Raw genomic sequence first — 17,026 nt, 5'->3', positions numbered from 1 at the left:
AACTCCTCAGGCGAGAGCACCTCTACATCGTGAGGAGGATCAATAATTCCATCGTGAATGATGGGTAAGTTCTCTGACGGCGCATTGTTTGTCATAGTTTCTCCATTGTTTCACCCAGCAAGACGCATTAGCCTCAAAAGCATGAGCCTGAATGACATTGCATTGACCACTCTGGATGGAAAACCCACAACCTTTGGCGCTTATTCCGACAAAGTAGTTCTTGTTGTGAACGTGGCAAGTCGTTGTGGTTTATCTCCCCAGTATCAGCAGCTGGAAGAACTTCAGAAGAAGTATGGATCTCGTGGTTTCACTGTGCTCGGCATCCCATCCAATCAGTTCCTTCAAGAACTCAAGAACAGCGATGACATTGCCCAGTATTGCTCCACCACCTGGGGTGTAACCTTCCCCATGATGGAGAAGGCAAAAGTCAATGGGCGCAGCCGTCACCCGCTTTATGTTGAGCTGGTCAAGGCAAAGGATGCCTCCGGCAAAGCTGGTCCTGTGATGTGGAATTTCGAGAAGTTCTTGGTTCTGCCCAGCGGTGAAATCAAACGCTTCCGTCCCACCACTAAGCCAGATGACCCTGCAATCGTTTCCGCGATTGAAGCTGCTCTACCAAACTAGGAAAAGAACTTAAAGAAAAAGAGCCCCAGAAAACTGGGGCTCTTGTCATTCACCTGAGGTGAATTACATCTTTTCAGCTTCAGGGTCTTTGACGCCTTCTTCAACGATGCCCTGGGCGAGAAGTGCGAGGCGACGCTCTTCCAAGCGGCGCTCAAACTCTGCCTGACCTGCTGCGATGAATTCATCAGACAGCGGGTAGTTCACGGCACGAGGGTTACCGTGGTACTTCTCGATGTATGCATCGAGCTCGGGGCCTGACTCCCATGAGGTGATCAAGCAGTAACGAGGCTCGTCGCCCTGGTGCCACACGGCGTGCCAGAAGCGCTGAGTGTCCACGATGAGCTGTGCACCTGCAGGAAGAGGAATACGAATCTCAGTCGAAGGGTCCAGGCGGTCTTCGCGCAGGATCATCATCGAGTCTGGGTTGTCAGAGAGGTTGAAGAATCCACGAACAATCCAGCCAGTACCGTCTGGGTTCAGACGGTTGTTGTCGTCCTGGTGCATGTTGTAGAGAGCGTCAGAGTACTTGTTTGGCTGAAGCTCAATCACGCGGCAACGACCAATGTTGGCGCCGGGCTCTTCGGCACGCTTCTTCAAAATAGGAGCGAGGTCGATGTTCTTTTGAACCCAAACGCCATCCTTGTCAGTGCGAGGAGGGGTGTGGTTCCAGAAACCGTTGCACTCCATCTCGCCGAAGGCAGAAGCCAGCGGAGCGAAACGGGTAACACCGGAAGACTTCCAGTCGACATACTCGATGTCGAGCCATTCCTTGGGGTCAGCAGACTGGTCATAGCTGTCAAGAACGACATAACCAGTTTCTTCAAATGCCTTGAGGCGGTTGTAGCCCATAAGGTGGGTCCCTTTCAACAACGAGCGCACACGTTTTTATACGCTCAACTAATGGGAAACGCTACCACCGCGATGCCCCACTTCCCCGGATTCGCAGGGCGTTCTGAGCCAATTCATATCTGAGCTCAGAAATGTCTACTCCCCCGTACACAAACCCCTCAAGACGCCCAGCAAGGTGTGTGAACTCTGGTTATAAATAAGTGTGCACAACACACCTGTTGAGGACTCCCGCAGCACAACTGCCCAGAGCCACTCATTACTTGACGATATTGTCGGCATTTCTGCCTCTGCCTTGCTTGCCTCTGTCGGCATTTTCTTGATGGACAGCGGCCACGTAGTTACCGGTGGAATTGCGGGTCTCGCACTGCTGATCAGCTATGCCACACCACTGTCTTTCAGCGTGGTCTGGATTATTGCGAGCCTGCCGTTTCTGCCGCTGGCAGTCTGGAAAAAGGGCTGGAACTTCACACTACGCAGCTTGATTGCCATCGTCTTGGTGTCGTTGTTTACACAGCTTGTTTCTTACAACATGGGTCCGCTCGAGATTGATCCTCTCTTTGGCGCGGTTGCTGGAAACGTTGTTGCCAGTATTGGTGTTCTGGGGCTCTTCCGGCACCGCTCTTCACTGGGTGGCTTCAACGTGGTTGCGTTGATCGCCCAGGAGCAGTATCACTGGCGCGCAGGGTATGTGCAGTTGGTCATTGACCTTGCAATTGTGGCAGGGGCCTTCTTTGTGGCATCGCCGGTGATTGTGCTTTATTCAGCAGTGGGTGCCTTCGTATTCAACTTCATTTTGGCTCTGAACCACCGCGAAGGCCGCTATAACGGCTAACCGTCAACTGGGTGTGCAGGTGTCTCGAACGTGAGCTGATAAAACGCCAAGTCTTGCCAGCGACCAAACTTGAAACCCACTTCTGGCAGCGTTCCCACATTTACAAACCCAAGTTTCTTGTGAAGTTCGATACTGGCGAGATTATCGGCGGTGATTCCGCCAATCATGGCGTGAAGTTCACGCTCTTTGGCGGCCTCAATGATGAGTTCCAGTAGGCGTCGGCCTAGGCCTTGCCCGCGGAAATCCTGGTGCACATACACCGAGTGCTCAACCGTGTATTTATTGGCAGGAAAAGGCCTGAAACTTCCCATGCTGGCAAAGCCAGCCAGGGTGTTGTTCTGATCAACCAGCCCAATGACTGGAAAGTTGCCGGCATGCTTGAGCTCAAACCAAGCCGCCATCTTCTCCGGGGTTCGCAGCTCATACTCAAACAATGCCGTTGAGTTAGTGATGGCATCGTTGAAGATCTCGAGGATGGCATCGCCGTGCTCATCGAGTGTGCACTGAACAATGCGGTATTCGGCCATGAACAGTAGTCAAGCAGATGAATCCGCGAAGAAAGAACTCACACAGCGCATGATGTGCAATCACAAATGGTGGAGATGGGGGGAATTGAACCCCCGTCCACTGCTGTAATTGTGAGTCTTCTACGGGTGTAGCTGATTAGAGGCGTTCTACTTGGCTCCGACCTTTGTTACCAGCATCTAAGTCGACAAGCCCAGTCTGAGTTAAAGTCCCGCAATGCCCTCAGGCATAACACTGCAGCAAGTCCCCTTCATGACGCCAGAGCACGGAACGGGGACATTTCCGGTCTGACGGACTTCAGGCTCGCTTAGGCAGCGAGGGCGAAGTCGGCGCGGTTAGATTTTGCACCTATTTTTTGCAGAGGTCGTTAACGAGATATCCCTGCATCCTCGACCCGCTTCTCTCCCGCTTGCAGGCAATGTCGAATCCGATCATCCCCATGAGAGTGCGTTGTCACATCATGCGCTGTTGAGTTGTGTGTGCAAGCCTGGGCTTGCTCTGGCGCGTATTTCAGCGCAGTTGAAGTGTATAACGCGAAACTGAGAAAAAGTATTCCCCGCGATCTCGCTATTCACCCATGTGTTTGCGTGCCGAGATAGCGCGATCTGCTTCACGCTTATCCTGGCGTTCACGCAAGGTCTGACGCTTGTCGTATTCCTTCTTACCCTTAGCCAGTGCAAGTTCGACCTTTGCTCGGCCGTCACTGAAGTAGAGGGAGAGAGGAATGAGGGTGTAGCCACCCTCCTTGACCTTGTTGGAGAGCTTCAGGATCTCTTGCTTGTGCAGCAGGAGCTTGCGCTTACGTCTGGGAGCGTGGTTGTTCCAGGTTCCCTGGGTGTATTCGGGGATGTGGACGGCATCAAGCCAGGCCTCGCCGTTTTCTATAAACGCATAGCCATCAGTCAATGACGCACGTCCCTGGCGCAGAGACTTCACTTCCGTTCCCCACAACACCACACCACACTCGTAGGTGTCCAGGATGTTGTAATCGTGACGAGCCTTACGGTTGGTGGCAACAACCTTTTGGCCTTGTTCCTTGGGCATTGCACACCTCCTTCAGGTTCTTTGCGCAAACCCCTAGTTTACGCGCCTGGAAGAGTGGCTAAATCTTGAGGTAACGAGTGATGGCGAAGTTGGCGGAAATCGCTGCCAGCAGCGAACCAACCACGATCAGAATTGGAACCACAATCAGTGCGTCTGAGATGCCCACAAACGAGGTGAGTGGAATGTTTACAGCAAGGTATCCCTGAACAAAGAAGTGCACGATACCCACAATTGCAGCGCCAGCCATGACCGAACCCACGAGCGCAGCAAAGACACCTTCAAGAATGAAGGGGGTTTGGATGAAGCGGTTAGATGCACCAACCAAGCGCATGATGCCCAGCTCGCGTCGACGTGAGAAGGCAGAGAGACGAATGGTGGTTGCAATCAGAAGCACAGCTGCAATCAGCATCAAACCGGCAACACCAATGGCGGTGTAACTGGCGGAGTTCAGGATAGAGAAGATCTGGTCCAGGTAGCTGCGCTGGTCAGTGACCGATTCAACACCCTTTTGTGCTGAAAGTGCCTCTACGAGTACCGCAGACTGCGATGGGTCCTTGAGGTTGACCCAGAAAGTCTCATTGAGCTGGTCCGCAGTGACATATTCAGCGACTGGGTTTCCCTTGAACTGATCTTGGAAGTTCGCGAAAGCCTGGTCATGGTCTTCGAAGTAGAACTTGTCAATGAATGGAGCAAGGGTAGCGCCCGAAAGTGCTTCCTTGACCGCATCAATTTCGCTGGCGGAGGCAGCTCCGTCGAGGCAGTTCTCCCCCGCAGAAACATCAGTACAGAGATACACAGCAACCTGTGCTTTGTCATACCAATAGTTCTTCATCTGGCCAATCTGCATTTGCAGCAAAATGGCTGTGCCCACGAAGGTCAATGAAATGAAGGTAACCAAGATGACCGAAACCACCATGGAGAAGTTACGTCGAAGTCCGTTAGCAACCTCAGACCAAATGAGTGAGAACCTCATCGAACAGGCCCCACATTCTGGTCATCATTTCCAGCTTGCTTTGCACGCTGTTGCGCCTGAATACGCAGGCGCTCAGTCAGCGGCAACGAACTCATGTCAACCTGAGGCTTGGTGAGTGGTTCTGCCTCGTCCGATGCCGGTGGGGCATCTTGGAATGCAGGTGGATCGAGGCGTTGAACCGGGCGTGAATCATTCATGCCAAAGAGTTCGCTCAAATCACCTAAGTCATCAATTTCCCCAGTGTCATAGGCACTGGGGATTTCTGGAACTGCGTCCAAGGTGATTTCATCAACCTGTTCGAACACAGGGGTGGGAACAACGATGTCGGTGGTCTCAATGATTTGAGGCTGTTCCGACGCGGTAACGATGCCTTGAGGTCGAGTAGTGGCTGCCATCGCTGCGGCGGCAGCAGCAGTGTGGTCACCGGTTGAGTTGATGGTGGCGTCTGCACCCACAATGGGCAGTGCCGCAGTGTTTCCGTAGCCAGATTCACGTTCGTCACGAACAATCTGGCCGGCAACAAGCTCGATAACGCGCTTTTGCATGCGGTCCACGAAGTCAGCGGCGTGGGTAGCCATCACAATGGTAGTTCCACCAGCGTTGATGCGCTCCAGCAAAGCCATAATGCCCGCGCTGGTGGCAGGGTCGAGGTTACCGGTGGGCTCATCAGCCAGCAGGAGTGCAGGCTTGTTCACAATGGCGCGAGCAATAGCTACACGCTGCTGCTCACCACCGGAGAGTTCGTGAGGGTAACGCTGAGCCTTTCCAGCAAGACCCACCATCTTAAGCACGTCTGGAACTGCTTCTTGAATAAACCCTCGAGACTTACCAATGACCTGCAGGGTAAAAGCAACGTTGTCGAAGACGGTCTTGTTGGGAAGCAGACGGAAGTCTTGGAATACAACACCTAGGTTGCGACGGAAGTAGGGAATCTTGCGGTTCGAGATGGAACCCAAGTCCTGGCCCAGTACGTGGATAGAACCAGCGTTGGGCTTATCTTCCTTAATCATCAAACGCAGGCAGGATGACTTACCGGAACCAGAAGCTCCCACGAGGAAGACGAACTCTCCGCGCAGGATTTCAAAGTCAACGCCGTTGAGGGCGGGACGCGAAGAACCTGCGTACTTTTTGGTGACCGTGCTGAAGCGAATCATGACTCAACGAGCCTATGCGGGCATCTGATGAAAATCCTGAAAGGCGCGGGCGTGCCGACGAACCGGTAACCTTGAGACATGCGCAAGTTCTTATTCAATGCCAGCGTCTTGGGCGCCATCTTTGGCGGCTTCAGTGCACTGCGTGCCACTGCACGCGGTCCACGTGACTGGCGATTGATTCTGGTGTGGCTTGGCTGGGCAATCTCCGTTGCCCTCGCTGTTGCTGACGTTGTTGCCGAAAGCAAAGAAGAAGAACTCGAAGCTGAGCCCTACGACTTCTAACCATGATTTCAACCACTCTCAAGGGTGCTGATCCCCACGAATACGACCACTCCCACCCAGATCTAGCTGGTGGCTGGCTTCGCGCCTCTGTCTTCGGCGCAATGGATGGTCTGGTCTCCAACATTGCTCTGATCGCCGGCATCGGTGCCGCAGGAGCCAATGCACAAACGGTGGTTCTCACTGGTGCTGCAGGGCTTGTTGCTGGTGCATTCTCGATGGCGCTTGGTGAATACGCCTCCGTGAAGACTTCGAATGAGCAGGTAGATTCTGAGCTCGAAATTGAGCGTCAGGCGCACGCTCGTAACCCTGAAGGTGAAGAAAACGAACTCGTTCTCAATTTCATCGAGATGGGCATGGCAGAAAAAACTGCTCGTTTTGCTGCTGCTGAGGTTCACCAAAACAAGGAACAAGCAGCCCGCATCCACATTGCACAGGAGCTGGGGGTTGACCCCGATTCCAAACCCTCACCCTGGATTGCAGCAATGTCTTCCTTCGCCATGTTTGCAACAGGCGCTTTCATCCCACTCATCCCCTATGCGCTGGGATTTGAATCACTGGCTCTGGGTCTTGGCGTGGGCGGTGTGGGCTTGCTCGTGGCTGGCGGAATTGCCGCACGTTTCACTCGTAAGTCGTGGTGGAAGAGCGCGCTTCGTCAACTGCTTTTCGGTGCTATCGCTGTCACAGCAACTTATCTCGTGGGTTCATTGTTGGGTGTAGGCGGAGCGTAATTTCCGTCATAGAGTGAGACAACTTCACTTCACCCCTCAGGGAGAACTCTTGTTTAACTCAACTACCCTCAAGACTTCAGTTGGTCTATGGATTCTGCTGGCAATCTCGTTTGGTGCAGCGTTTGTTCCTGCAGGCACACCTGGCAGCATCACACTGCTGATAGGACTTGTCCCGGTCACCTTCTCGATGTGGCATTTCATCCGCTGGGCAGGAGCTAGAACGGCATGGTTATCTTTCCTCGCTGTCGTAGTGATCAGTTTCACTGGTGAAGCACTCGGGGTCGCAACCGGTTTGGTCTTTGGGAACTATTACTACCCGGACGGCCCCCTTGGCCCCCTCCTTTTGGGCGTACCCCCGCTGATTCAGCTGCAATACTTTGCTATGGCTTATGCATCGCTCATGATTGCACGGTCTATAGGTGGTGTACTCACAACCGCTGCACGCGGATGGTGGCTTGCAGCCGTCTCAGCAATGGCAGCATTTGGCATGACACTGCTGGATCTTGCCAGCGACCCCTGGCACGCAACCGTGCTGGGGCAATGGATTTGGCGCGATGGCGGCCCCTACTTCGGAATTCCGCTGCACAACTTCTTTGGTTGGTTCTTCGAAACCCTTGCCTTCTTACTGGTGGTTCAAGCCCTGTTGAACTCAAAGAAAGCTTTGGCAAAGATTTCCGAGGTGAAACCTCGAGGTTTCTGGTTACAAGGAGTCTTGCTTTATGGCACGTTCCCCTTCACTATTGCACTGACGCCCCTCATTCAAGGCTCTGCCTTTAGCCAAGCAGATGTAGATATCGCCGTGGCGATGGTCTGTGTTGCCCTGTTTGCCATAGTTCCACTGTGGCTGGCGGCATTGATGTCACTCAAAAAGATGAGTTCAACTTCATAACCCTTTACGCTGGAGCGCGTGCAACAAGAGATTATTGACTGGTTTGAAGTCGAGGGGAGGGATCTCCCCTGGCGACAACCAGACTTCACCCCGTGGGGTTCACTTGTCTCTGAATTCATGCTGCAACAAACACCTGTTGCACGTGTCATCCCCAAGTTAGAAGAATTCCTGACCCGCTGGCCCACCCCAGCAGCGCTCGCGGCATCACCCTCTGGTGATGCTGTGCGAGCGTGGGCAAACCTGGGCTATCCCCGCAGGGCACTCTGGCTGCACGCCTGCGCCGTGACCATCGTGGAGAAATACAACGGCGAGGTGCCCCACAATGTTGAGGAATTACTCACCCTTCCAGGGATTGGTCCCTACACCGCCCGCGCCATCGCTGTCTTTGCCTATGGCGCCCACGAGCCCGTGGTGGATACGAACATTCGCCGGGTCATTGCACGCCACAACCAAGGCAATGCCGATCAGGGTCCGCCCTCAACAACGCGTGACTTGGAAGCGATGACTGCACTTCTTCCGTCGCCTGAACTTTCCCCCGTATTCAACGCAGGGATGATGGAACTCGGTGCACTCATCTGCACGGCACGCAATCCACTGTGCCAGGCATGCCCCATCGCCAGAACCTGCGCCTGGAAGAACGCGGGCTACCCCGAACACGTGGGGCCTAAGAAAACTATTCAGAAAAAATACGAAGGAAGTGACCGTCAGGCACGTGGTGCCGTGATGAAAGTTCTGCGAGAAAGCCACCGGGTAGTTACTACAGATGAGCTCTCAGCACATTGGCACGATGCTGCGCAACTGGGACGCGCAATTTCTGGCCTCCTCAAAGATGGCCTCATAGAGCTTGTTTCTGATGACAGTTACCAACTCCCGGCGTAGAGTGAACCCATGAGTGATCAAGAATTACGTGACGTTGCCAAGAAGCGCCTGAAGAAGCAGGCCGAGTTCAAGCGCTACCTGTGGACCTGGCTGGGTGTTTCAGTACTGTGTTCAGCAATCTGGCTGATTACCTCCCCCACCGAATACTTCTGGCCTATTTGGGTGATCTTCGGAATGGGTATCGGTGCACTGTTCTCAGGCATCGAGGCTTATGGCAAGGCACCCACCGTCATTACTGACAGCGATATTGACGCTGAGGTTGAAAAGCTCAAAGGCAAGAAATAGCAGGATTGAATAAGTAAAGGCCCAGATGATTCTGGGCCTTTACTTGTTAATCTTCGTCGTGGTGTTCGCGAGGCTTCACATAAGGATCTTCATCCCCTGCGTATTTCGCCTTCTTCGCGAGCGCTTCGACCTCTTCGTCTTGAGCGTGTGCCTTGGCAAGCAAGTCGTCGATGGACTTGGCAGTATCGGGCAACGCATCAAGGATGAATTCGATGGTGGGAGTCAGGCGCACGGTCAGCCCGCGGCCAACCTCGCCACGAATACGACCCGTGTTTGCCTTCAAGGCTGCAGCAGTCTCTTCACGCTCTTCATCTGTTCCGTAGACGGTGTAGAAGATTGAAGCATGCTGGAGGTCACCGGTCATGCGTACGTCCGTAATCGTGACGAACCCTAAACGAGTGTCCTTGATGACGCCACGTTCCAATGCCTGGGCAACGATGACCTTAATGAGTTCACCGAGCTTACGAGCTCTCGCGTGATCAACCATGATGTTCCCTTACCTGAAAGTGAAGAGGGGCCTAGCTGAATCTTGTCAGCCTAGGCCCCTCATGCGCACTAGACGCGGGGCTTTTCCTTGAGTTCGATGGTCTCGATCTCATCGCCGATCTGGATGTCGTTGTACTTACCCAAACCGATACCACATTCGAAGTCGGTACGAACTTCGGTGGCGTCATCCTTGAAACGACGCAGCGACTCGATGGCCAGGCCATCGGCGATAACGATACCTTCACGGATAACGCGTGCCTTGGAGTTACGAGTAATCGTTCCGCTGCGGACAATACATCCGGCAATGTTGCCGAACTTGCTGGAGCGGAAGATTTCGCGAATCTCTGCAACACCAGACTGAACCTCTTCGAACTCAGGCTTGAGCATGCCCTTGAGGGAGTTCTCAATGTCCTCGAGTGCCGAGTAGATGACCGAGTAGAAGCGGATGTCAACACCCTCACGCATGGCACGCTCACGTGCCTTGGTGTCGGGTCGAACGTTGAAGCCGATGATGACGGCGTTGTCCACGGTTGCGAGGTTAACATCGCTCTCGGTGACGGCACCAACACCACGGTGGATGATGCGCAGCTGAACGCTGTCATCAACCTCGATCTTGAGCAGAGACTCTTCGAGTGCTTCAACAGCACCAGAAACGTCACCCTTGATGATGAGGTTGAGGGATTCAACCTTGCCATCCTCGAGAGCCTTGGTGAAGTCTTCGAGCGAGATGCGCTTGCGAGCCTTAGCCAGTTGAGCGTTACGCTCTGCAGCTTCACGCTTCTCTGCGATCTGACGAGCAGTACGGTCATCCTCGGTCACCAGGAAGGTGTCACCGGCTCGAGGCACGGAAGACAGACCCTGAACCTGAACGGGACGAGAAGGAGTAGCTGCTTCAACAGCCACACCGTTTTCATCGACCATCGCACGAACACGACCGTAGGCAGTGCCCGCAACAATGGCGTCACCAACGCGCAGAGTTCCAGACTCGATGAGAACGGTAGCAACAGCACCGCGTCCCTTGTCCAGTCGAGCTTCAATCGCAATACCGCGTGCATCCTTGTTGGGGTTAGCGCGCAGATCCAGACCTGCGTCTGCGGTGAGCAGAACAGCATCCAGAAGTTCGGTCACACCCATGCCAGAGAGTGCAGATACGTCTACGAACATGACGTCTCCACCGTATTCTTCGGCAACCAAGTTGTACTCAGTGAGCTGCTGGCGAACCTTCGCAGGATTCGCATCTGGCTTGTCCACCTTGTTGACAGCAACCACGATAGGCACATTTGCTGCCTGTGCGTGGTTCAAGGCCTCAATGGTCTGAGGCATGATGCCGTCATCTGCAGCAACAACCAGGATTGCGATGTCAGTGACCTGAGCGCCACGGGCACGCATGGCGGTGAACGCCTCGTGACCGGGGGTGTCGATGAAGGTAATCAGACGGTCAACACCATCGTGGTTCGCGTGAACCTGGTAGGCACCGATGTGCTGGGTGATACCACCAGCTTCACCCGCGATGACGTTGGTCTTGCGGATGGCATCGAGCAGTCGAGTCTTACCGTGGTCAACGTGACCCATCACAGTGACAACTGGTGGACGAATTTCGAGGTCTTCATCGGTCTCGTCCTCAAGCTCCTGCTCGAGGTCGATGTTGAAGGCGTCGAGCAGTTCCTTGTCTTCTTCCTCAGGTGAAACAATCTGGATCTTGAAGCCCAGTTCTTCACCAAGGATTTCGAAGGTTGCTTCGTCAATCGACTCGGTAGCGGTTGCCATTTCACCAAGGTGGAACAGAACGGTTACCAAGTTGGCTGGGGTTGCATTGATCTTGTCAGCGAAGTCAGCAAGTGATGCACCACGGCGCAGACGAATTACAGTGCTTCCGTCACCACGAGGAACACTTACGCCACCAAGCGATGGTGCCTCGCGGAGTTCGAACTCTGCTCTCTTCGTCCGCTTCGACTTACGTGCCTTGGACTTTCCGCCGCCACGACCGAACGCACCAGCGGTTCCACCGCCGGGACCACGGCCACGACCGCCACCGCCACCTGCTGGTGGACGATTAGGGCCAAATCCGGGACGTGCTGGAGCTCCAGCACCACCGGGTGCACCTGCACCACCGGCACCACCAGCGCGGAAACCGCCACCGGCACCACCTGGACGCTGGAAACCTGCACCTGCGCCACCGGGACGGCCAGCGCCACCGGGACGACCTGCACCACCGGCACCGCCGGGTCGGGGCATGCCACCGGGGCGTGGGGCCATAGGACGAGGAATGCTGCCTGGGCTGGGGGAACCAGCGGGGCGAGTACCCATGCCCTGAGCAGAAGCGAAGGGGTTGTTACCTGGACGTGGAGCACCCGCGGGACGAGTACCCATGCCCTGAGCAGAAGCGAAGGGGTTGTTACCGGGACGAGCGCCACCGGCAGGCTTAGATGCTGGAGCGTCACCCTCTGAGGCTGCAGGCGCAGCAGGGGCATCAGCAGCTGGTGCTGGCTTCTCTTCTGCCTTGGGTGCTGCAGGTCCTGGGGTTGGTGCAGCAGGAGCTGGTGCTTCTGCAGGTGCCTCAGCCTTGGGAGCAGCCTTAGCAGGAGCCTTCGCAGCAGGTGCTGCCTCTCCAGCAGGAACAGGCTTCATGCCTTCTGCTTCAAGAGCATTACGCAGCTTGCGCGCTACGGGAGGCTCAATGGTTGACGATGGTCCCTTAACGAACTCACCGAGATCTTTCAGCTTGGCTAGAGCAAGCTTGCTGTCGATGCCGTATTCGGCAGCAACTTCGTGTACGCGTGGTTTGGCAGCCACAATTCTCCTGTCTTAGGGCCTGAGCCCTGATAAAACAGGACCAGACCATTACTTACGGACGGAACTCATTTCGAGCCGCTCATTAGTTGTCCATTAGCCGTTCAGCCTTTGTGTGATGGTGTCAGTGTTAGTAATTTCTGCGCGAAGTGCCCGGCCAAATGCCCGGCGCTTCACTGCTTCGTTGCAACACTCTGGTGTGGGGTGTAGCCACGCGCCTCGACCTGGAGCAGAACCGGAAATATCTGGTTCAACACGGCCATCAACCTCGATAACTCGCAACAAAGCGGACTTATCTGAGCGCTGACGGCAACCGATGCACGTTCTTACAGGTTCCATGATACCCCAGCAACGCTGTGGCGGGGGTCCCCGCCGTGCGGTGCTGCCTAGTCTTCGTCCATTACGGAGTCGGGCTGGATGTCGATCTTGGCACCGGTCAGCTTGGCAGCCAGACGCGCGTTCTGGCCTTCCTTACCGATTGCCAGCGAAAGCTGGTAGTCGGGAACCAGTGCACGAACTGCCTTAGTGGCTGCATCAAGCACGAATGCTTCAGAAACCTTGGCAGGTGAGAGTGCATTGGTGACGAAGGTGGGAAGATCTGCTGAGTAGTCAACGATGTCGATTTTTTCTTCGTTGAGCTCTTCAGTAACCGCACGAACACGACGTCCGAGTTCACCGATGCAGGCACCCTTAGCGTTGATCGCGGGGTCAGTTGCCTTCACGGCAATCTTGGTGCGGTGACCGGCTTCGCGAGCCAGTGCCACGATTTCAACTAGGCCGCTCTGAATTTCAGGAACTTCCATGGTGAACAGTTTGCGCACCAGCTGCGGGTGGGTTCTGGAAACAGTAACCTGAGGGCCCTTAGTTCCGCGGGTTACTGCAGTGACATAGACACGAATGCGCTTGCCGTGAGAGTAGTCCTCACCAGGAACCTGCTCTTCAGGAGGCATGACTGCTTCAACGGTGCCGAGGTCGATGAAGACCATCTTGGGGTTTTGACCCTGCTGAATCACACCAGAAACGATGTCGCCTTCGCGACCCTTGAACTCTCCGATGACTGCTTCGTCTGCGATGTCGCGCAGACGCTGGTTGATAACCTGCTTTGCTGCGAATGCAGCAATACGGCCGAAGTCTTCAGGAGTAGCAACGGCTTCACCAATAACGACACCTTCTTCGTCCTTCTCAGGAACAAAGATGGTGACAATGCCGGTCTTGCGGTCCAGCTCCACACGTGCTTCAGGGAGCTCTGGAGCAACGCGAGGTGCACGAGGAGTGTCAGTGTCAACAGACCCTGCACCGCCGCCGAGGCCGGTAGGGCTCTTGGGGTTCTTCACACCAGTGCCACGAGTGGGCTCTGACTGAATCATGTGCTTTTGGTAGGCGGTGAGGATGGCCTGCTCGATAATTTCTACCAATTCATCGAAGGGAATACCTTTTTCGGTTTCCATGAGCTTGAGAACTCTGAGATCGATGTCCACTGTGGGCCTCCTCTATTCGCACCTGTAATCATGCGCCTCCCGGCGCAGAACTCTAAGGCTACCCGAGTCTCGGGCAGGTTGAAACCTGCGTTCCTTCTGAAGCAACGCAGGATTGAATGAATTAACTACTTCAGGTGAGAAAGAATCTCGCCCACGGGCACGCTCGTGCGCTCGTTGGTGCGGCGATCCCACAGCTCAACTACGCCCTCAGCGAGGCCCTTACCCACGATCACAATTGTGGGAACACCGATGAGTTCAGCATCACCAAACTTCACACCAGGTGAGACCTTGGGGCGATCATCGTAGAGAACTTCGTAACGGGCATCTTCTAGCTCAGAAACAATCTTCTCTGCAGCTTCAAACACCTCATCGTCCTTGCCGGTGGCAATGACGTGAATATCGAAGGGAGAAACATTTGCTGGCCAGATCAGTCCCTTATCGTCATTGTTTGTTTCAGCAATGACAGCAAGGATACGTGTGACACCAATGCCATAGGAACCCATAGTGACGGTGACGAGCTTGCCGTTCTCATCGAGAACCTTCAGCCCCAGAGCTTCTGCGTACTTGCGACCGAGCTGGAAAACGTGACCGATTTCCATACCACGCGCAATTTCAACGGGACCCGAACCATCTGGGGCTGGGTCGCCTGCACGAACATCGGAGCATTCCACAACACCGTCTGCAACGAAGTCACGACCTGCGACGACATTGAGCACGTGCTTCTGGTCAACGTTTGCACCGGTGACCCACGCACTACCGTCAACAACTCGTGGGTCAACGAAGTAACGAATCTTGGATGTTCCTTCCGAGCCCAGAACAGCACCCTTGTCTGACCAGGGGCCGATGTAACCCTTGACCAGTGCGCGGTTCTTGGCGAAGTCTTCCTCGGTTGCCGCTTCAACACCGGCAGGAGCGAAAGCAACTTCAACACGTGCGAGTTCAACCTCGCGGTCACCAGGCAAACCAATAGAAATCAGCTCACGAGTGCCATCAAGGTGAGTCAGTGCCAGTACGACGTTCTTGAGGGTGTCTGCCGCAGTCCACTCACGGCCATCTTCACGAGGCTCGGTGGCGTTCAAGTGAGCAACAAGAGTGTCGATGGTGGGAGTGTTGGGCGAATCAAACACACGTGCTGCAGGCTGACCCTCAATGGGGATCGACGCAGGAACAACAGTGGTAAATGCCTCAATGTTGGCGGTATACCCACCGGCAGAGCGCACGAAGGAGTCTTCTCCCACCTCAGTGGGGTGCAAGAACTCTTCTGAGCGTGAACCGCCCATTGCGCCCGCATCTGCCTTCACAATGACGTAGTTCAGGCCGAGACGAGTGAAGATTCGCTCATAGGCATCACGCTGTGCTTGGTAGCTTTCAGCAAGACCTTCATCAGAGATATCGAAGGAGTATGCATCCTTCATGGTGAACTCGCGTCCACGGAGGAGACCTGCGCGAGGACGTGCCTCATCGCGATACTTGTCCTGGATTTGATACAAGCACACGGGCAAGTCTTTGTAAGAGTTGTAGAGATCCTTCACCAGGAGTGTGAAGACCTCTTCGTGGGTTGGAGCAAGCAGGTAGTCCGCGTCCTTACGGTCCTTGAGGCGGAAAATACCGTCGCCGTATTCAGTCCAGCGGTTGGTGACCTCGTAAGGCTCCTTGGGAAGCAGCGCAGGGAAGTGAACTTCCTGTGCACCTGCTGCCGTCATCTCTTCACGAATGATCTTCTCGATCTTTGCTTTCACGCGAAGACCCAGGGGCAACCAGGCAAAGACTCCTGGTGCTTGGCGGCGGATGTATCCGGCGCGAAGAAGCAGCTTGTGGCTGGTTACTTCTGCTTCAGCAGGATCTTCTCGCAGCGTACGAAGGAACAAGTGTGAAAGACGTGTAGGCACGCCTCAATCTTAAGCCGTGGCGGCGGTCTTGGTGCGCCAGCCAAGCAGGAGCACTGCAATTACGACCAACACAACCAAGGTAATGGTCCACACATTGAGCATTCCGTAGCCCACCGCAGCTAGCACGAGACCTGCAAGTGCGCCTCCCCCTGCACCCGCCAGGCTCATCACGGTGTCGGAGAAGCCTTGAACCGTGGTGCGATCTTGAGCTGCGACAGATTCGGTCAGCAGCGCACTGGAAGCAACCGTTGATGCTGACCAGCCCAGCCCCAGCAGCACGAGGGCAACAGTGACTGCAGGAACGGAATCAGGTGCAGAGAAATTCACCAGCAAAGAGGCAAGCAAGATTCCTTGGCCAATCAAGATCACTGTGGTTCGGCCAATACGGTCGGCCAGCCAACCAAACACGGGTGAGAACGCATACATGCCTGCAGTATGCAGACTGATGGTCAACCCAATCAGCGGAATAACGACTCCGTGAAGCGCCAGGTGAACAGGAGTCATCGCCATCACCGCCACCATCGTGGCATGGCTCATGGCGAGAGCAAACACGGCAACTGCGGCGGCTGGAGTGGCCGCCAAGATACGAATAGCTGCACCAAATCCGCGTTTCGGTGCGGGCTGGGTTGAACCTTCTTCTACGCTGCGCCTGCGTGACATCAGCAGTGGATCTGGGCGTAGGGCGCTCAAATACAAAACGGCGGAAAGTAACTGCGCAATGGCTGCGAGGGCAAAGGCGCCTGTTAGTGGCGGCAAGCCCCAATGCTCCCCCAAAACATCGCCAGGACCAACAAGGTTTGGTCCTGCCACGACGCCAATGGTTGTTGCCCACACCACAAGTGAGAGATCCCTGGCACGTGTTTCAGGTTTGGCTAGGTCTGCCGCGGCAAAGCGAGTTTGTAGGTTGACGGCACCACCTGCGCCGAGAGTCAACATGCTTGCCAGCAACAACGGCAAGTTATTTACCGATGCGGCAACGATAACCATCACCGCACCGACGAGACCAATGGCACCACCGGTGGCAAGGGCATATCGACGACCTACACGGCCAGCAAGTCTGGCCAGTGGAATGGCAAAGAGTGCAGTTCCCAGAGTGGACATGGTTGCGGAAAGCCCTGCATAAGCTGGTGAACCACCCACAGCCGCAGTGAGGAGTGAACCCAACGAGAAGGCTGCCCCCATACCCAAACCGCCGAGGATTTGTCCGGTAGCCAATACGCGCAATGAGCGCTTTTGGATAGCAACATAATCTGTGATGGTCACAGAAAGAGGCTATACCCCTAGGGGTTTATTTGAAGCGACTGAAAATCACAATTCCG

18 protein-coding genes and 1 other RNA gene are annotated in these 17,026 nt (G+C 54.9%); 7 read left to right on the top strand and 12 right to left on the bottom strand.

Annotated elements, in window-relative coordinates; genetic code table 11:
- The first annotated feature begins 141 nt into the window (after positions 1 to 141).
- Positions 142 to 624 (top strand): glutathione peroxidase, encoded by a 483-nt coding sequence (locus M2120_RS08260; protein ID WP_280798253.1) that lies wholly within the window; start codon positions 142 to 144, stop codon positions 622 to 624.
- A gap of 63 nt (positions 625 to 687) precedes the next feature.
- Here the strand turns inward: M2120_RS08260 and M2120_RS08255 are convergent, their stop codons facing one another.
- Positions 688 to 1,473, bottom strand: a complete 786-nt coding sequence (locus M2120_RS08255; protein WP_280798252.1) for a hypothetical protein — start codon at positions 1,471 to 1,473, stop codon at positions 688 to 690.
- 202 nt (positions 1,474 to 1,675) lie between these two features.
- On the opposite strand from M2120_RS08255, the gene M2120_RS08250 reads away from it, so the two are divergent.
- Positions 1,676 to 2,305, top strand: coding sequence for a YitT family protein (locus M2120_RS08250; protein WP_280798251.1), 630 nt, complete (start codon positions 1,676 to 1,678; stop codon positions 2,303 to 2,305).
- Here M2120_RS08250 and M2120_RS08245 read toward each other — a convergent pair.
- The 5 genes from M2120_RS08245 to ftsE all read right to left on the bottom strand — a co-directional run bounded on the left by M2120_RS08245 (position 2,302) and on the right by ftsE (position 6,001).
- Positions 2,302 to 2,832 (bottom strand): GNAT family N-acetyltransferase, encoded by a 531-nt coding sequence (locus M2120_RS08245; RefSeq protein WP_280798250.1) that lies wholly within the window; start codon positions 2,830 to 2,832, stop codon positions 2,302 to 2,304. The genes M2120_RS08250 and M2120_RS08245 overlap by 4 nt on opposite strands.
- Before the next feature lie 67 nt (positions 2,833 to 2,899).
- Positions 2,900 to 3,269, bottom strand: a transfer-messenger RNA (tmRNA) gene (ssrA, locus tag M2120_RS08240).
- Positions 3,270 to 3,397: 128 nt separating this feature from the next.
- Positions 3,398 to 3,874, bottom strand: a complete 477-nt coding sequence (smpB, locus tag M2120_RS08235; protein ID WP_280798249.1) for an SsrA-binding protein SmpB — start codon at positions 3,872 to 3,874, stop codon at positions 3,398 to 3,400.
- A 58-nt stretch (positions 3,875 to 3,932) separates the two neighbouring features.
- Entirely contained in the window at positions 3,933 to 4,847 is a 915-nt protein-coding gene (gene ftsX, locus M2120_RS08230) for a permease-like cell division protein FtsX (RefSeq protein ID WP_280798248.1), read from the bottom strand.
- Entirely contained in the window at positions 4,844 to 6,001 is a 1,158-nt protein-coding gene (gene ftsE, locus M2120_RS08225) for a cell division ATP-binding protein FtsE (protein WP_280798247.1), read from the bottom strand. The genes ftsX and ftsE overlap by 4 nt, the downstream gene beginning before the upstream one ends.
- 78 nt (positions 6,002 to 6,079) lie before the next feature.
- Between ftsE and M2120_RS08220 the strand changes: the two genes are divergently transcribed.
- Genes M2120_RS08220 through M2120_RS08200 form a run of 5 tightly spaced genes read left to right on the top strand, consistent with a single transcriptional unit; the run spans position 6,080 to position 9,064 of the window.
- Positions 6,080 to 6,283: a hypothetical protein gene (locus M2120_RS08220; protein WP_280798246.1), complete on the top strand. Its 204-nt coding sequence runs from the start codon at positions 6,080 to 6,082 to the stop codon at positions 6,281 to 6,283.
- 2 nt (positions 6,284 to 6,285) lie between these two features.
- Positions 6,286 to 7,011, top strand: a complete 726-nt coding sequence (locus M2120_RS08215) for a VIT1/CCC1 transporter family protein (RefSeq protein WP_280798245.1) — start codon at positions 6,286 to 6,288, stop codon at positions 7,009 to 7,011.
- A 49-nt stretch (positions 7,012 to 7,060) separates the two neighbouring features.
- Positions 7,061 to 7,900 carry a carotenoid biosynthesis protein gene (locus tag M2120_RS08210; RefSeq protein ID WP_280798244.1) on the top strand — a complete coding sequence of 280 codons (840 nt, stop codon included), beginning with the start codon at positions 7,061 to 7,063 and terminating at the stop codon, positions 7,898 to 7,900.
- A gap of 18 nt (positions 7,901 to 7,918) precedes the next feature.
- Positions 7,919 to 8,779, top strand: coding sequence for an A/G-specific adenine glycosylase (locus M2120_RS08205; RefSeq protein ID WP_280798243.1), 861 nt, complete (start codon positions 7,919 to 7,921; stop codon positions 8,777 to 8,779).
- Positions 8,780 to 8,788: 9 nt separating this feature from the next.
- Positions 8,789 to 9,064 (top strand): 2TM domain-containing protein, encoded by a 276-nt coding sequence (locus M2120_RS08200; RefSeq protein WP_280798242.1) that lies wholly within the window; start codon positions 8,789 to 8,791, stop codon positions 9,062 to 9,064.
- Between the two features lie 46 nt (positions 9,065 to 9,110).
- Here the strand turns inward: M2120_RS08200 and rbfA are convergent, their stop codons facing one another.
- The 6 genes from rbfA to M2120_RS08170 all read right to left on the bottom strand — a co-directional run bounded on the left by rbfA (position 9,111) and on the right by M2120_RS08170 (position 16,970).
- Positions 9,111 to 9,551: a 30S ribosome-binding factor RbfA gene (gene rbfA, locus M2120_RS08195; RefSeq protein ID WP_280798241.1), complete on the bottom strand. Its 441-nt coding sequence runs from the start codon at positions 9,549 to 9,551 to the stop codon at positions 9,111 to 9,113.
- 68 nt (positions 9,552 to 9,619) lie between these two features.
- A complete protein-coding gene (gene infB, locus M2120_RS08190) occupies positions 9,620 to 12,343 on the bottom strand; it encodes a translation initiation factor IF-2 (protein ID WP_280798240.1) in 2,724 nt (907 codons plus the stop codon).
- 93 nt (positions 12,344 to 12,436) lie between these two features.
- Entirely contained in the window at positions 12,437 to 12,679 is a 243-nt protein-coding gene (locus tag M2120_RS08185; RefSeq protein ID WP_280798239.1) for a YlxR family protein, read from the bottom strand.
- A gap of 47 nt (positions 12,680 to 12,726) precedes the next feature.
- Complete coding sequence (gene nusA / locus M2120_RS08180) at positions 12,727 to 13,818, bottom strand: transcription termination factor NusA (RefSeq protein WP_280798237.1); 1,092 nt, start codon at positions 13,816 to 13,818, stop codon at positions 12,727 to 12,729.
- A 125-nt stretch (positions 13,819 to 13,943) separates the two neighbouring features.
- Complete coding sequence (locus M2120_RS08175; protein ID WP_280798236.1) at positions 13,944 to 15,707, bottom strand: proline--tRNA ligase; 1,764 nt, start codon at positions 15,705 to 15,707, stop codon at positions 13,944 to 13,946.
- A 9-nt stretch (positions 15,708 to 15,716) separates the two neighbouring features.
- Positions 15,717 to 16,970, bottom strand: a complete 1,254-nt coding sequence (locus M2120_RS08170; RefSeq protein WP_280798235.1) for an MFS transporter — start codon at positions 16,968 to 16,970, stop codon at positions 15,717 to 15,719.
- Positions 16,971 to 17,026 lie beyond the last annotated feature (56 nt).

This window comes from Aurantimicrobium minutum (assembly GCF_029893825.1).
In the GTDB taxonomy this organism is placed as follows: Bacteria; Actinomycetota; Actinomycetes; order Actinomycetales; family Microbacteriaceae; genus Aurantimicrobium; species Aurantimicrobium minutum_C.
Note: the sequence above shows the minus strand (reverse complement) of the source record. Positions and strands in the feature narration are given on the sequence as shown.

Coding starts and splice junctions, on each gene's coding strand:
- M2120_RS08260 (WP_280798253.1), top strand. CDS start 142: ATGAGCCTGAATGACATTGCATTGACCACTCTGGATGGAAAACCCACA.
- M2120_RS08255 (WP_280798252.1), bottom strand. CDS start 1,473: ATGGGCTACAACCGCCTCAAGGCATTTGAAGAAACTGGTTATGTCGTT.
- M2120_RS08245 (WP_280798250.1), bottom strand. CDS start 2,832: ATGGCCGAATACCGCATTGTTCAGTGCACACTCGATGAGCACGGCGAT.
- smpB (WP_280798249.1), bottom strand. CDS start 3,874: ATGCCCAAGGAACAAGGCCAAAAGGTTGTTGCCACCAACCGTAAGGCT.
- ftsX (WP_280798248.1), bottom strand. CDS start 4,847: ATGAGGTTCTCACTCATTTGGTCTGAGGTTGCTAACGGACTTCGACGT.
- ftsE (WP_280798247.1), bottom strand. CDS start 6,001: ATGATTCGCTTCAGCACGGTCACCAAAAAGTACGCAGGTTCTTCGCGT.
- M2120_RS08220 (WP_280798246.1), top strand. CDS start 6,080: ATGCGCAAGTTCTTATTCAATGCCAGCGTCTTGGGCGCCATCTTTGGC.
- M2120_RS08215 (WP_280798245.1), top strand. CDS start 6,286: ATGATTTCAACCACTCTCAAGGGTGCTGATCCCCACGAATACGACCAC.
- M2120_RS08200 (WP_280798242.1), top strand. CDS start 8,789: ATGAGTGATCAAGAATTACGTGACGTTGCCAAGAAGCGCCTGAAGAAG.
- rbfA (WP_280798241.1), bottom strand. CDS start 9,551: ATGGTTGATCACGCGAGAGCTCGTAAGCTCGGTGAACTCATTAAGGTC.
- M2120_RS08185 (WP_280798239.1), bottom strand. CDS start 12,679: ATGGAACCTGTAAGAACGTGCATCGGTTGCCGTCAGCGCTCAGATAAG.